Source organism: Streptomyces sp. WAC03905 (genome assembly GCF_057371075.1).
The window spans coordinates 283,709-297,865 of sequence record NZ_JBXYDZ010000003.1; the positions used below are offsets into that span (position 1 = coordinate 283,709).

Annotated in this window: 9 protein-coding genes and 1 pseudogene; 5 read left to right on the top strand and 5 right to left on the bottom strand. The window is 74.3% G+C overall.

Annotated elements, in window-relative coordinates:
* Positions 1 to 20: 20 nt before the first annotated feature.
* Positions 21 to 1,262: pseudogene (locus tag AC2RP6_RS04220) on the top strand (MFS transporter); the annotation flags it as partial.
* On the opposite strand, the gene AC2RP6_RS04225 reads toward AC2RP6_RS04220, so the two are convergent.
* Entirely contained in the window at positions 1,245 to 2,153 is a 909-nt protein-coding gene (locus AC2RP6_RS04225) for a LysR family transcriptional regulator (RefSeq protein ID WP_486444890.1), read from the bottom strand. The pseudogene AC2RP6_RS04220 and the gene AC2RP6_RS04225 overlap by 18 nt on opposite strands.
* Before the next feature lie 280 nt (positions 2,154 to 2,433).
* Positions 2,434 to 4,890 (bottom strand): glycoside hydrolase family 31 protein, encoded by a 2,457-nt coding sequence (locus AC2RP6_RS04230; RefSeq protein WP_486444891.1) that lies wholly within the window; start codon positions 4,888 to 4,890, stop codon positions 2,434 to 2,436.
* Between the two features lie 410 nt (positions 4,891 to 5,300).
* On the opposite strand from AC2RP6_RS04230, the gene helR reads away from it, so the two are divergent.
* Genes helR through AC2RP6_RS04245 form a run of 3 tightly spaced genes read left to right on the top strand, consistent with a single transcriptional unit; the run spans position 5,301 to position 9,389 of the window.
* A complete protein-coding gene (gene helR, locus AC2RP6_RS04235; protein ID WP_486444892.1) occupies positions 5,301 to 7,511 on the top strand; it encodes an RNA polymerase recycling motor ATPase HelR in 2,211 nt (736 codons plus the stop codon).
* Between the two features lie 43 nt (positions 7,512 to 7,554).
* Positions 7,555 to 8,997 (top strand): FAD-dependent oxidoreductase, encoded by a 1,443-nt coding sequence (locus AC2RP6_RS04240; RefSeq protein ID WP_486444893.1) that lies wholly within the window; start codon positions 7,555 to 7,557, stop codon positions 8,995 to 8,997.
* A complete protein-coding gene (locus AC2RP6_RS04245) occupies positions 8,994 to 9,389 on the top strand; it encodes a CAP domain-containing protein (RefSeq protein ID WP_486444894.1) in 396 nt (131 codons plus the stop codon). Before AC2RP6_RS04240 ends, AC2RP6_RS04245 begins: the two co-directional genes overlap by 4 nt.
* Before the next feature lie 29 nt (positions 9,390 to 9,418).
* Here AC2RP6_RS04245 and AC2RP6_RS04250 read toward each other — a convergent pair whose 3' ends face one another.
* The 3 genes from AC2RP6_RS04250 to AC2RP6_RS04260 all read right to left on the bottom strand — a co-directional run bounded on the left by AC2RP6_RS04250 (position 9,419) and on the right by AC2RP6_RS04260 (position 11,645).
* Positions 9,419 to 9,664: a hypothetical protein gene (locus tag AC2RP6_RS04250; protein WP_486444895.1), complete on the bottom strand. Its 246-nt coding sequence runs from the start codon at positions 9,662 to 9,664 to the stop codon at positions 9,419 to 9,421.
* Positions 9,665 to 9,807: 143 nt separating this feature from the next.
* Entirely contained in the window at positions 9,808 to 10,479 is a 672-nt protein-coding gene (locus AC2RP6_RS04255; RefSeq protein ID WP_486444896.1) for a response regulator, read from the bottom strand.
* Complete coding sequence (locus AC2RP6_RS04260; protein ID WP_486444897.1) at positions 10,476 to 11,645, bottom strand: sensor histidine kinase; 1,170 nt, start codon at positions 11,643 to 11,645, stop codon at positions 10,476 to 10,478. The genes AC2RP6_RS04255 and AC2RP6_RS04260 overlap by 4 nt, the downstream gene beginning before the upstream one ends.
* 272 nt (positions 11,646 to 11,917) lie before the next feature.
* On the opposite strand from AC2RP6_RS04260, the gene AC2RP6_RS04265 reads away from it, so the two are divergent.
* Positions 11,918 to 14,137, top strand: coding sequence for an MMPL family transporter (locus AC2RP6_RS04265; protein WP_486444898.1), 2,220 nt, complete (start codon positions 11,918 to 11,920; stop codon positions 14,135 to 14,137).
* Positions 14,138 to 14,157 lie beyond the last annotated feature (20 nt).

Consider the following 14,157-nt stretch of genomic DNA (forward strand, 5'->3'; position numbering starts at 1 on the left):
TCGTCAGCGTGGCGGGCGCCATGCTCGTCGCCCTCGACGGCACCGTGCTGACGGTGGCGCAGCCGAGCCTGAGCCACGACCTCGGCGCGAGCGTGACGCAGGTCCAGTGGACCAGTACGGCCTACATGCTGGCGGTGGCGGCGTTCCTGGTCGTCGCCGGGCGGCTGGGCGACCGGTACGGGCACGCCCGGCTGCTGTGCGTCGGCGTGCTCGGCTTCGCGGCCGCCTCGGCCGGCATCGTGCTCGCGCCCGGCGTGGGCTGGGTGATCGCGCTGCGCGCCGTGCAGGGCGTCTTCGGCGCGCTGCTCCAGCCGGCGACGCTGGCGCTGCTGAGGCTGGCGTATCCGCCCGACCGGCTGGCCACGCCGGTGGCGGTGCGGACCAGCGCGATCGGGGTGGCGGCGGCAGCCGGCCCCCTGCTGGGCGGCCTGCTGGTCGCCCAGTGGGACTGGCGGGCGGTGTTCGTGCTCAACGTGCCCGTCGCCGTGGTGATCGCCGCGCTGACCCTCGCGGTACGGGCGCCCGCGCCGCCGCGTGCGGAGGCGGGGCGGCTGGAGCTCGGCGGCGCGGCCCTGCTGGCGACGGCCGTCGCGGTGTTCGTGCACGCGCTGGTCGGCGTACCGGAGTACGGGTGGGGCGGCGTGCCGACCCTGCTCGGGTTCGCGGGCGCCGTCGGGCTCGGCGCCTGGTTCGTCCGGCGTGAGCGGCGTTCCGCGCGGCCGCTCGTGCCGGCCGCCGTGGCGCGGGCCAGAGCGGTGACGGCTTCGATGGCCCTGCTGCTGGTGGTGTCCGCGGGCATGTTCGGGGCGCTGTTCACGGCGACGTTCCGGCTCCAGGACGTGCAGGGGCTGGACGCGCTCGACACGGGGTTGCGGGTACTGCCGCTGACGGCCGTGATGGTCGCGGGGGCTCCGGTGGCGGGGATGGCACTGCGCCGGTTCGGGGCGCGGCGCACCGCGCTGACCGGTACGGCGCTGGTCGTCGCCGGGATCGCCGGACTGGGCTCCGCCTCGGGGCCGGCCTTCGCGGTGCTGGGGGCCGGTTTCACGACCGTCATGGTCACCGCCACCGGGGCGGTGGTCGGCGAGGCCCCGGCGGGGTACGCCGGGGTGGTCGGCGGTCTGAAGCAGACGGCCATGAACGTCGGTCCGGCCCTGGGCATCGCGGTGGCCGCGAGCGCCGGGGTGCACGGCCCGTCGCTGGTGGCCCTGGCCGCGCTGGCCTCGGTCGGGCTGGTCGTGGCGTCACTGCTGCCCGGCCGCGCGCGCCCGGCAGCTGCGGGCGACCTCGTCGGCGAAGACGAGGGCCGGCGGGGCGAGGGCGGCCCAGCGGCGGACGGCCCAGCCGACGGCGAGCGGCGGCAGGGCGGGGATCGGCACGAGGCGCAGCGGCCCGTCGGATCCGGGGACCTGCCAGCCGGGCAGCGCGGGCACGACGGCGTGGCCCAGGCCTAGTTCGGCGAGGAGCAGGGCGGTGTCCCAGTCGGCGACGCTGGTGTCGGAGCGGACGTGCACACCGGCCTCGGCGAGGGCGGCGTCGAGGTGGGCGCGGGAGGCGGAGTTGTCCGGGAGCCGGATGTGGCGGACGCCGGTGAGGTCGGCCGGGGTGAGGCCGTCCCGGTCTGCGAGGGGGTCGTCGGCGCCGACCGCGAGCACCCAGGGCAGTTCCATGACGGGGCGCTGCTCGATGCCGCGGACCGGGGCGCCGATGGTGATCCAGGCGAGGTCGAGGTCGCCGGCGGCGAGGGCGTCGAAGCAGCTGCGGCTGGAGTTCTCGGTCTGGAACTCCAGGCTCACCCCGGGGTGGTCCCGGCGGAAGGAGACGACGGCCTCGGACATGAAGTGCCGCACGGTCGTCGCGCCGGTGGTGACGCGTACGGTGCCGCCGCCGCCCCGTACGAGGGCGTCCACGCGGCGCAGCGCGCCGTCGAGGCCGGCGATGCCGTCGGCGGCGGCCGCCAGGAGGATGCGGCCCGCCTCGGTGGGGACGACGCCGCGGGCGTGCCGTTCCAGAAGGCTGGTGCCGGTCCGCTTCTCCAGGCGGCGGACGTGCTGGCTGACGGCGGACTGGGTGCGGCCGAGATCACGTGCGACGGCACTGAGGCTGCCGGCACGGCAGACGGCCACGAACACGCGGAGGTCGTCGAGGGTCATGAGACCCAAGATATTCCTTGGGTGCGGGGAGTAAACAGGAGGATTGACTTGGGTGTTGGGGTGGATCAGGATCGGTGCAGGGCCCGGGCGGCAACCCGTCCCCGCCTGCGCCACGGGGTCCGGACCCCCGGCGCGAGGTGTGGACGGGTGCCGACCCACCGCAGCGAACTCCGTTCTCCGTGCCGCCGGTTGCCGGGACGACCGGGCGGGCCGGCCCGGCCGCGGTGGCGCCGGGCCGGCTCGGGGACGCGGACACCCGCCGGGGGCTGTCCGTCGGTCGTCAGCGTGCCGGGTGGGGCCGCCCGGGCGGGTCGGCGGACGCGGAAGGCAGCGGTTCGGCCGCGGGGAGGGTCACGCCGGCGGCCCGGACCGTGAACGCCCGCGCCTTCGTACCGGTCTTGATCCAGAGGATCCCGGCGCGGTCCGCCGGGTCGTGGAACCAGCCGGAGTCGGCGGAGTCGTAGGCGGCCTTGGAGGCCAGGCGCGGCAGGGCGGCCGCGTCCACCGTGACGGCGGTGGGGGCGGCGGCCACGTGGAGGGTGAACTCGTAGCCGCGGGAGGCCGGTTTGCCGGCATAGCTGCCGGTGGGGGCGCCCACCGAGACGGCGACCGTGCCGGTGCCCGAGGCCGGGGCGGTGACGTCGACCCGCTGGCGGGCATAGGCGCCCGACTCATGGGCGCGGGTGCGGCCGTCGTCCTCGTAGAGGCTGAAGGTCGACGCGCCGCGCGGGTGGATGTCGTAGGTGAGGGTGGAGACGGGCTTCTCCCCGGTGTGGTTCATCTGCGGCCACATCGGAACGATGCCCCCGCCCTTGACGAACAGCGGGAGGGTGTCGAGGGGCGCCCGGTATCCGTCGAGCCGGCCGGGGCCCCGGTACGTGCGGCCCGTCCAGTAGTCCGTCCAGGTGCCGGCGGGCAGGTGGATGCCGTCCCGGACGGTGGTGTCGGAGACGACGGGTGCGACGAGCAGGGAGTCGCCGGCCATGAACTGGCCGCTGGTGGCGTTGGAGCGCGCCACCGGGTCGTCGGGGTACTCCAGGACCATGGCACGGGTGCTGGGGACGCCCGTCTCGTGGGCGACGCGGCTCATCGTGTAGAGGTAGGGCATCAGCCGCATCTTCAGCTGGAGGTACCTGCGGTTGATGGACAGGTACGGTTCGGCGAAGCGCCAGGGCTGCTTGTCCTGGTAGCCGGTGGAGGGGTTGGGGGCACCCCATCCGGACATGGTCATGAAGGCCGGGGTGAAGGCCTTCCACTGGAGGTCGCGGGTGTACGTCTGCGGGCTGCCGCCGAAGATCCCGTCGATGTCCCCGGCGGCGTAGTTGAGGCCGGAGAGGCCGGCGCCCGTGATGGCGGGGACGTGCCAGCGCATGTCGTCCCAGGTGCCGTGGGTGTCCCCGGTCCAGACGACGGCGTTGCGCTGGGTGCCGGCCCAGCCGTCGACGGTCCAGACGAAGCGGCGGGCGTCGGAGTTCTTCTCGATCCCGTCGACGGCCTGTTGCACGCCGTCGAAGGCGTGTTCGTAGCCGCCGCCGATCCAGGCCACGTCGGTCTTCACGGCGCGGGTGCCGGCGCTGCCCACTTCGTCGGCGATGGAGCCGAGTCCGGTCGAGGTCCACAGACCGGTCTGGAAGCCCTTGGCCCGCAGGGCGTCGACGGTCGGTTTCAGGGGTGCGGTGTAGCCGCAGCCGTAGCCGTCATTGGGGAGGAACCACCCCGAGGGCATTTCGGCGGCGCGGGCGTCCGCCGCGTAGCCGACGACGTCGGGCGTGGTCCGGTGGCGGGGACGGTCGTGGTCGCCCTGGTAGTCGGGGTTGGAGGCGTTGAAGCAGTCGGCGTTGCCGAGTTCGAAGCCCCACATCGGGGCCAGGAACGGTTTGCCGCTGACGTCGGTGTAGGCGTCGAGGACGGCCTTGGGGGAATCGCCGGTGAAGTACCAGGCGTCGAAGCGCTTCTCGTCGTGGGCGAGGGTGGTCGGGGCGTGGAAACCGTAGGAGCCGGGGGCCCAGGTGTTGCGCATCACGCCGTAGCCGTTGGTGGACATGTAGAAGGGGGCGGGGCTGGCGTTGTCGTTCTCGCGCCACCGGTTGTCGACGGCGATGGGGACGGTCTTGTCGCGCAGCGCCCATTCGCCGAGGCGAAGGCCGGTGCCGTAGAACTGCTCGTCCGCGCCGCGGGCGAGGTACTGGGTGGTGCGGCCGCCGGTCCAGCTGGTGGGCCGGGTCTCCTGCCAGACGGGGGTGGTGTCGTCGGCGCGGTGGACGGCGAACCGCAGCGGCGACTTGTAGACCCGGATGGAGAGGGAGCCCGTGCTGATCCGGTGGTACGCGCCGGCGTCGGTGTGCTGTGCGGGGACGGACCCGAAGTCGGTGGTGACGGCGAGGTCGGAGCCGGCGGGGTCGTCGGTGAAGGTGCCGTCGGGCGAGAGCCAGAGGCGGAAGATGTCGGCGCGGGCGACGACCACCCGGGCCCTGGCACCGCTGGAGGCCCAGATGGTGAAGGTGTTCCCGGAGCGGGTGAAGCGGGTGACGTCGCCCGCGGTGGCCGTGGCGCCGGCCGGGGCCGCGGTGGCCGGGGCGACGAGTGGTCCGGCGGCGGCCAGACCGGCGACGGCGAGGACGGCGGCGAGCAGGGCGGTGGCGGGCGCGCGCAGGCGCCGCCCCGCTCGTCGGCGCGGTGTGCGCGGTCGGCCGGATAAGGGGATCCGTCGGCTCCTGCGGATGCGCGGCAGTCTCATGGGCAGCTCCTCGTGCGGTCCGGAGAACGGACACAGCTCTTTGGCATGCTCCCGGCAAGATACCGCCCGGGCGGCCCGCTTTGAAGAATGCTGCTCGAAATCGCACTGGAACAAGCATCTTTGAACATTCATCAGGCCGGGGACGGGCACACCGAAGCCCCCGCCGGGCCACGGCGGGGCGGAAGGAACGGACGGGCGAAGGCCGAACGACGGGGAAGGCAGGGCCGGCCGGGAGCCGGCACGCGGGGCCGTCCAGAAAGGACGAGAAAGGCAAGGAGGTGAACCCACTCCTTGCCACTCTGAACTTATAGCGCACCGGGGGGCTTGCCGCAAGGCCCTGGTGCTGGGTCACAATCGCGGACCGAAGCCAGAAACTGCAGAAACGGGAGATTCACGAAGTGCATTCGTCTTTGTCGGTTCATGCATCACGCGGCGACGTCGAGCCGCTCGCGGACGCTCCGCGGGCCGGCAGCGCGTTCGACCTTCCCGACCACCTCTCCCCCAAGGCCGACCCGGCCCTGATCGACGGCGACGAGCGGCACTTCGCGGCCGTCTCGGAAAGCCTCACGCAGTCCGTCGCCGAACTCACCGACCGCCTGGATGCCGCACGCAGGGCTCCCGGCGGCATCGGCCGGGAGGCCATGGACCGGGACGCCGAGATCCACCGGCTGACCGCCCGCCTGCGCACCCTGCGCCGTTTCGGCCTGGACCTGTGCCTGGGGCGCATCGTCCCCGCCGACGGCGGCGAACCGGTGTACGTGGGGCGTCTCGGCCTCACCGACAGCACGGGACGCAGGCTGCTGCTCGACTGGCGCTCCCCCGCCGCGGAGCCGTTCTTCGCGGCCACCCACGCCCGCCCGCTGGGGCTGGCCAGCCGCCGCCGGTACCGCTGGTCCCGCGGCCGGATCAGCGACTACTGGGACGAGGTGTTCAGCGCCGACACGCTGGAGGGGCATGCGGCGCTCGACGACCAGTCCGCGTTCATCGCCAGCCTGGGCGGCAACCGGTCGGCCCGGATGCGTGACGTGCTCTCCACCATCCAGGCCGATCAGGACGCCGTCATCCGCGCCGGGTCCCGCGGTGCCCTCGTCGTCGACGGCGGCCCGGGTACGGGCAAGACCGTGGTCGCGCTGCACCGCGCGGCGCACCTCCTCTACGCCGATCCGCGTCTCGGCCACCGTCGCGGCGGCGTGCTGTTCGTCGGTCCGCACCAGCCCTACCTGGCCTACGTCGCCGACGTCCTGCCCAGCCTCGGCGAGGAGGGCGTGCAGACCTGCACGCTGCGCGACCTCGTGGCCGAGGGGGCCGCGGCGGCGGAGGAGAGCGACCCCCGCGCGGCCCTGCTCAAGTCCTCCGCCGACCTGGTGAGGGCGGTCGACGCGGCCGTGCGCATCTACGAGGAACCGCCCACCCGGGGCATGACCGTCTCCAGCCACTGGTCCGACGTGTGGCTGAGCGCCGACGACTGGGCGGCGGCCTTCGCGGCGGTGGAACCGGGCACCCCGCACAACGAGGCCCGCGAACAGATCCGGGAGGAACTGCTCACCCTCCTCATGGACAAGCACGAGGACGGCGGTGAGGGGCACGACGTGCCGCCCGAGCTGCTGCGGCGCTCCCTGCTGCAGGACCGGGAGTTCATCCGCGCCCTCAACCGGGCGTGGCCGATGCTGGATGCGACCGACGTCGTCTCCGACCTGTGGTCGGTGCCCGCCTACCTGCGCAGGTGCGCGCCCTGGCTGGACCCCGACGACGTGGCCGCGCTGCAGCGGGCGGACGCCGGTGCCTGGACGGTGTCCGACCTGCCGCTCCTGGACGCGGCCCGGCAGCGGCTCGGCGACGCCGAGGCGTCGGTCCGCAAGCGCCGCAACGAGGCCGCCGTCGCCGCGGAACGCGCCCGCCGGGCCGACGCCATCGAGAGCCTGCTGCAGAACGTCGTGATCGACGAGAGCGAAGGCGCGATGGGGATGCTGCACGGGCGGGACCTCCAGGACACCCTGATCGACGAGAGCACACTGCCCACCGCCGAACCGGATCTGCTGGCGGGCCCGTTCGCCCACGTCATCGTGGACGAGGCGCAGGAGCTGACCGACGCGGAATGGCAGATGCTGCTGGCCCGCTGCCCGTCGCGGAGCTTCACCGTCGTCGGCGACCGGGCCCAGGCCCGGCGGGGGTTCACCGAGTCCTGGCGGGAACGGCTCGAACGCGTCGGGCTCGACCGGATCGACGTCGCCTCCCTGAGCATCAACTACCGCACCCCGGAGGAGGTCATGGCGACGGCCGAGCCGGCCATCCGCGCCGCGCTCCCCGACGCCAACGTGCCGACGTCCATCCGCAGCAGCGGCATCCCCGTCGTCCACGGCCGCGTCACCGAGCTGGCCGCGGTCCTGGACGACTGGCTGGCCGAACACCCGGAGGGCATCGCCTGCGTCATCGGCGACCCCTCCTTCCGGCCGACGTCCCGCGTCCGGTCGCTGACGCCGGCGCTGGCGAAGGGGCTGGAGTTCGACCTGGTCGTCCTCGTCGACCCCGACCGGTTCGGCGAGGGCGTCGAGGGAGCGGTCGACCGCTACGTCGCAATGACCCGCGCGACCCGGCAGCTCGTGGTCCTGACGAGCTCCTGACCCCCGCCGCCGGCGTGCTCGCAGTCCGACTAGAGTGCGCGACATGGGGGTTGACGTGGACGTCGCGGTGGTGGGGGCGGGGCCGGTCGGGCTGAGCGCCGCGCTCCTGCTCGCCCGGACGGGGCTGGGCGTCGTCGTCCTGGAACGCCGCCCCGGCCCGGTCACCGAGTCGCGGGCGACGGACCTGCACGCACGGACCTTGGAGGCACTGGCCCCGAGCGGGCTGGCCGAGGCCCTGCACCCGCTGGGGCGGCGCGTGGACGCGATCGACATGTGGTCGGGGCGGCGCCGGCTCGGCGGCTTCGACCTGGCACGGCTGCGTTCCCCGTACCCGTACGTCCTGACCGTCCCGCAGTGCGCCACCGAGGGACTGCTCGCTGCGGAGGCCGAGCGCGCGGGCGTGCGCGTGCACCGGTCGACGGCCGTCCGATCGGTGGCGGAGGCCGCCGACGTCGTCACCGTGCGGTGCGACGCCCTCGAACCACTGCGCGCCCGCTGGGTGGTGGGGGCCGACGGTGCGTCGAGCACCCTGCGCGCCCTGACCGGTACGGCGTTTCACGGCGGGACCTACGGGGGCACCTGGCAGCTCGCCGACCTGCAGGTCGAGGAGCCTTCGCTGGACCCGGCGCGGGTGCACATGGTCGGCGGCCCGCGCGGGCTGCTCGTCGTGCTGCCGATGCACCTGGACGGCTGGGCCAGGGTGGTGCTGCACAGGCCGGACGGGCCCGTGCCGGACGCCGCGGAGGACCCCGAGGCGCTCGCCGCCGAGGCGGCGGCCCGGGGGTGGACAGCGACCGTCCGCGGGTGCCGCTGGACGAGCACCTTCCGCACCCAGCGGCGGATGGCCGGCCGCGGGCGGAGCCGGCGGGTGCTGTTGGTCGGCGACGCCGCCCACGTGTGCAGTCCGATCGGCGGGCAGGGTCTCAACCTCGGGCTCCGGGACGCCGTGTCCCTGGCCTCGGCCCTGCCGGGAGCGGCGCCCGACGGGCTCGCGGCCTGGCGCCGCGGCCGCCGCGCCGACGCCCTGCGCGTCCTGGCCCGTACCGATCTCGCCACGCGCGCCTGGACCGTGCGCGCCGCTCCCGCGCGGGCCGTCCGGGACACGGCCCTGCGCGCCGCGCTCACCACGCCGGCGGGCCGCCGCCTCCTCGCGGAGGCCGTCGCCGGCCCCGGCCCGGATCGCGGGCGGGCTGACGGTCCGCGCCGTTCGCGGTGCTGTAGAGCGTATCCATCAGGGCCTTCACCTGGTGTTTCGCCGTCGGGAGATGCGCGTGGGTGGGGTGCGGCGGAGAATCGGCAGGGATGGGGGGTGACCGGCGGCGGCGTACGCCGCGTCTGCCGCTTCTCGTCGAGAAGGAGATTCCCATGGCTTTCGGATCCGGCCGTATGCGCCGCGGGTGCACCGCCGTGTGTGCGTCCTCGCTGCTGTTCCTCGGGGGCGCCGTCGGCGCCGGAGCGGCTGCCGCCGCCGAGCCCGCGTCCGTGACCGCGGGCGCGCGTGCGAGCGTTCCGCTGCAGGTCGACCCCAACGAGTTGCTCCAGCTCGAGAACGACGCCCGCGCCAAGGCGGGTTGCAACACGCCGCTCGCGATCGACTCCAAGGTGCAGGCCGCGGCCCAGAAGCTCGCCGACGACAACGTGGGCGTGAGCCATACGGGTTCGGACGGCTCCAGCGTCCAGGACCGGCTGAAGGCTGCCGGGGCGACGTACACCGCGTCCGCCGAGAACGTCTCCCAGGGAACGGATGCGGCGCAGGGGCACTTCGACCGGTGGATGAACTCCACCGGGGTCCACAAGGCGAACATCCTCAACTGCTCGTACACCAAGACGGGCATCGCGGTGAACGGCGACAGGGTCGTGCAGGTGTTCACCAACTGACCGGATCGGACCGGTACGCCGGCGCCGGCTCAGCCGGCGTCGGCGTGACCGTGTGTCCGCGGTGCCCGGGGCGGGCTCACCGCGAGGACCGGTGGGGCGGGGGTGCTCCAGCGGTCGCCGCAGGGGTCGAAGACCAGCACGACCGGCTCTCCCGGACGCTGGCGCCAGGAGATGCGTCCCGGCACGCAGCCGCACACCGGACAGCAGGGCAGCGGGCCCGGCTCCGGCGGGCACGCGGGGGCGGCCGCGAGCGGCGTGACGTGCGGATCGCGCATGGAGGCTCCCTGCTCGTGCGGTTGGGCTGATCGCACTGTGCCATGGACGGGGCACCCGCCGCACGGGCTAATCATCCAGTGTTCGGGCTGGTCAGAGGTACGGTCACCAGGGGGATTCCGGCCCTCTTGGGGGCACTTTGTGATCAACCGCTCGCGCTGCCGGCCTCCACCAGGCCCGATTCGTACGCCGCGATCACCGCCTGGGCGCGGTCCCGGACGCCCAGCTTGCCGAAGATGCCCGTGATGTGGTTCTTGACGGTGGAGACGCTGATGTCCAGGTCCGCGGCGATCTCCGCGTTGTCCAGGCCGGAGGCCAGGAGCTGCCAGATCTCCCGCTCGCGCGGGGTCATGTCGGACGGGACCGCCGCCGCCGCGGCGGAACGGGCGGGCGCGGGGGTCCGTACGTAGGCGGAGAGCAGCCGGGTGAGCAGCCGGGGTGCGACGGCGGCCTCGCCGGAGTGCACGATGCGGACCGCTGCGCCGAGTTCCTCCGGGGAGACGTCCTTGGGGAGGAAGCCGTACGCTCCGGCGCGCAGGGCGGCGACCACGTACTCGTCCATGTCGAAGGTGCTGAGCGCGAGGACGCGGACGCACGGCAGGGTCCGCGCCAGCTCCGCGGTGGCCTGGACGCCGTCGAGGACGGGCATCCGGATGTCCATGACGACCACGTCGGGCCGCAGTTCCCCGGCGAGGGCGACCGCGCGGGCGCCGTCCTCGGCCTCGCCCACGACCTCGATCTCCGGGTCCGGGCCGAGGATCAGGGCGAGGCCCCGCCGTACCAGCGGCTGGTCGTCGGCTATGAGCACGCGGATCATCGGTGTCGTTCCCCTCCCTCGCCGCCCCGCCCCGCCGGGACCGGGAGGCGTGCCGCCACCCGGAATCCGCCGCCGTCGCGTGCGGCCGCCTCCAGGGTTCCGCCCTGGAGGGCCACGCGTTCGTGCATTCCGATCAGACCGTACCCGCTGCCCGTGGCGGGCCGGGGGGCAGGCGGCGGTGCACCGGCCCCGTCGTCGCACACCTCGACGCAGACCTCGTCGGGGTGGTACGTCAGCCGTACCCGGGCCCGGGCCTCCCCCGCGTGCTTGCGGGTGTTGGTGAGCGCCTCCTGCACGATGCGGAAGAGGGTGAGGCCGACGCTGGGCGGCAGCGGGCGCACGGGGCCGTCGACGGTGAACTCCGTCTCCGTTCCGGCCAGCCGGGACTCGGTGACGATCCGTTCCAGGTCCGCGGCGCCCGGCTGGGGTGCCGGCGGGACCTCGTCCGCTTCTTCACCGGCCCGCAGGACGTCGAGGAGTTGGCGCATCTCGCGCAGGGCGATGCGGCCCGAGTCCTCCAGGGTGACGAGGGCCTCGCGGGCCGCCCCGGTGTCGTGCGCCAGGTTGGCGCGCGCGCCGCCGGCCATCAGCTGCATGGCGGTGATGTGGTGGGCGACGATGTCGTGGAGTTCCCGTGCGATGCGGCGGCGCTCCTCGGCGACGGCGCGCTCGGCCTGGAGGGCGTGGTTGGCGGCGACCTCCCGCTGCCAGCGGTTGATGACCAGGGCGGCGCCCGCGACCAGGGCGGCGGCCGCGGCATTGGCGACGAGGGACCAGCCGGCGGGAATCAGCCTGCCGCCCTGGCCCGCCGAGGCCAGCGGCACGGTCAGGGCGACGGCGGCCGCGGCGACGGCGGGCCGGCTGAACCGGACCACCGAGTAGAGGGCGACGGCCAGGCCGAGCGGGAAGTGCGGCGAGACGTCCGGGACGACGACGTTGGGCACGATCTCCAGGAGCAGTACCGCGGCGAGCACGGGGACCGGGCGGGTGCGGCGGGCGAGCAGGCACATCCCGGCCGCCACGAGTGCGCAGACGGCCGGGAGGGTGAGGGGCAGGCCTTCGGACTGGGTACCGACCGAGAAGCCCAGCAGGTCCACGGCGGCGGCCCCGATGGCCACCAGTGCGTCGTTGCGCGTCCAGCGCAGTCTGTCGGCGCCTTTGTGCATGCGTGCCGGTCCTCCCCCGCCGGCTTGCCCCCCGCGGGTGCGGAGGCGGTTCGTGCCGGTTCCTCTCGTTCCATTCTGGCAGCCCGGCCGGGGGCTGCCGCCGTCCTGTGGACCGGTTGCCGACCAGGACCAGGGTCCTGGTCGGGGCCGTGGGCCGGACCCCGCTCCCGGGGTGCGGTTCCTCCCGTACGCCGACGTCCGCGCGGCTCCCGGCTGATGGTCTGGAGTCGGGCCGGGAACCCCCGGTCCGCCCCCCTGACCTGAGGAGTCACGTGATCCGCGCCCTGACCGGGTTCTCGACGAGGAATCCGTGGAAGGTGATCGCCCTGTGGGCCGTGCTCGGCATCGCCCTGACGATCCTGGGGCAGGCGCTCGTCTTCCGCGCCACCCAGAGCAACACCGGCGATTTCCTGCCGTCCACCTACGACTCCGCGGCGGCCCTGAAGGTCGCCGAGGAACGGTTCGGGGTGAAACCGGACGCCAATACGCTGACCGTGCTGGTGGCCCGGCCGGACGGCGCGCCGCTCAGCGCGGCCGACGAGCGGCGCATCGACGAGGAGGCCGCGGAGCTGGGCCGCCACCGGGTGGCCATGCCGAAGCCGGAGGAGGAGACGCCGTTCGCCCAGGACCACTCGCAGACCCCGAAGGTCGCCCCGGCGATGACGGCCCCCGACCGCAGCTTCCGGCTGCTGTCGGTGGAACTGCAGGGCAACCCCCAGGACCCCGGACTGCACGACACCTACCGGGCCTTCCGTGAGCACGCCCGGGCCGGTTTCACCGAGGCCGGATTCCGGACGGGCTATACGGGCGGCCTCGCCTCCACCGTCGACGGGGTCGACGCCGAGGAGACCCGGGCGCGGGTGATCGGCTTCGTGATGCTCGGCGTCATCGTGCTGCTGCACGTGCTGGTGTTCCGCAGCCTGCTCGCCGCGCTGCTGCCGCTGATCGTGGTGTCCGTCATCGGCGGTGCCGCGACGGGCACGGTGGTCGGCGTCGCGATGCTGACCGACGTCACCCTCGACCCGTCCACCCCGCAGCTGATCAGCGTCGTCCTGGTCGGCATCGGCATCGACTACTTCCTCTTCCTGCTGTTCCGCTTCCGCGAGCAGTTGCGCCGGCTGCCCGGACAGTCGGGGCGGGCCGCGGCGGCCGAGGTCTCGGGCCGCGTGGGTACGGCGGTGACCTCGGCCGCGCTGACAATCGTGGCGGCGTTCGCCACGCTCGGGGTGGCCTCCTTCGGGCAGTTCCGGGTGCTCGGTCCGGCGATCGCCGTGTCCGTGCTGGTGATGCTGTTCGGCAGCCTCACCTTCATGCCGGCGCTGCTCGCCGTCACCGGACGCCGGATGTTCTGGCCCTCGCGGGCCCACCGGCGCGAGCCCCGCGGCGGTTCGGCCGGGCGGCTGGGCAGCTGGCTGGTCAGGCGGCCCCTGGTGGCGGCCCTCGGTTCCGTGGTGCTGCTGGGCGCCCTCGCCGCGGGCACGGCGGGCATGCGGATGGACTACGGCTCGGGCGGGGCGGGCGGCGAGCGGACCGATGCCGCGGCCACCGCCGCGGAGATCTCCCGGGCGATGCCGGCCGGCGTGTCGGATCCGATCAGCGTCTACGTCACCACGTCGGACGGCGCACCCCTGACCACCGGGCGGGTCGACGCCCTGTCCGGGACGCTCTCCCGGGTGGAGGGGGTGGGGCAGGTCGCCCCCACGGTGCTGAGCGAGGACCGGCTGGCCGCGCGCATCGACCTCTTCCCGAACGCCGACCCGCACGGCCAGGAGGCCCGCGACCTGGCGTCCGGCGCGGTCCGCGACGCGGTGTCCGCGCACCGGCCGGACGGCACCGAGGCCCATGTGGGCGGTACCGCGGCGGTGTTCGCCGACGTGTCCGCGGCCGTGGACGAGGACCTGCGCCTGGTGTTCCCGGTCGCGGCGGTGCTGATCGCGCTGATCCTGTTCCTGCTGCTGCGCAGCCTGCTCGCCCCGCTGATCCTGATGCTGGCGGTGGGGCTGGGGTTCGCCGCCACGCTGGGCGCCGCGACGCTGGTCTTCCAGCACGGGCTGGACCAGCCGGGAGTGGCCTTCACACTGCCGCTGGTGCTGTTCCTGTTCGTGGTCGCGCTGGGCACCGACTACAACATCCTGGTGACCGACCGGATCCGGGAGGAGATGGAGCGGCCCGGGTCGGCCCGGGACTCGGTGGCCCGGGCGGTGCGGCACACGGCGCCCGCGGTGGCGACGGCCGGGCTGGTGCTGGCCGCCTCCTTCGGCAGCCTCGCGGTCAACCCGGTCGCGGCAACGCAGCAGATCGGCTTCGCGACCGGGCTCGGGATCCTGCTCTCGGCGTTCGTCCTGTCGATCGTGCTGGTGCCGGCGTGCGCGGTGCTGCTCGGCCGCTCCCTGTGGTGGCCGGTGCGGCCGCGGCCGGCGGCGCCCCTTCCCGCGGCGGGTACCGGTACCGGGACCGGGGCGGAGGCTGCGCAACGCGCGCTGGTGCCCTGAGCGGGACCGCGTACGCGCGC

Excerpts from the sequence above, each read along its gene's own strand:
- AC2RP6_RS04225 (WP_486444890.1), bottom strand. The coding sequence starts at position 2,153 with ATGACCCTCGACGACCTCCGCGTGTTCGTGGCCGTCTGCCGTGCCGGC.
- AC2RP6_RS04230 (WP_486444891.1), bottom strand. The coding sequence starts at position 4,890 with ATGAGACTGCCGCGCATCCGCAGGAGCCGACGGATCCCCTTATCCGGC.
- AC2RP6_RS04240 (WP_486444893.1), top strand. The coding sequence starts at position 7,555 with ATGGGGGTTGACGTGGACGTCGCGGTGGTGGGGGCGGGGCCGGTCGGG.
- AC2RP6_RS04250 (WP_486444895.1), bottom strand. The coding sequence starts at position 9,664 with ATGCGCGATCCGCACGTCACGCCGCTCGCGGCCGCCCCCGCGTGCCCG.
- AC2RP6_RS04255 (WP_486444896.1), bottom strand. The coding sequence starts at position 10,479 with ATGATCCGCGTGCTCATAGCCGACGACCAGCCGCTGGTACGGCGGGGC.
- AC2RP6_RS04260 (WP_486444897.1), bottom strand. The coding sequence starts at position 11,645 with ATGCACAAAGGCGCCGACAGACTGCGCTGGACGCGCAACGACGCACTG.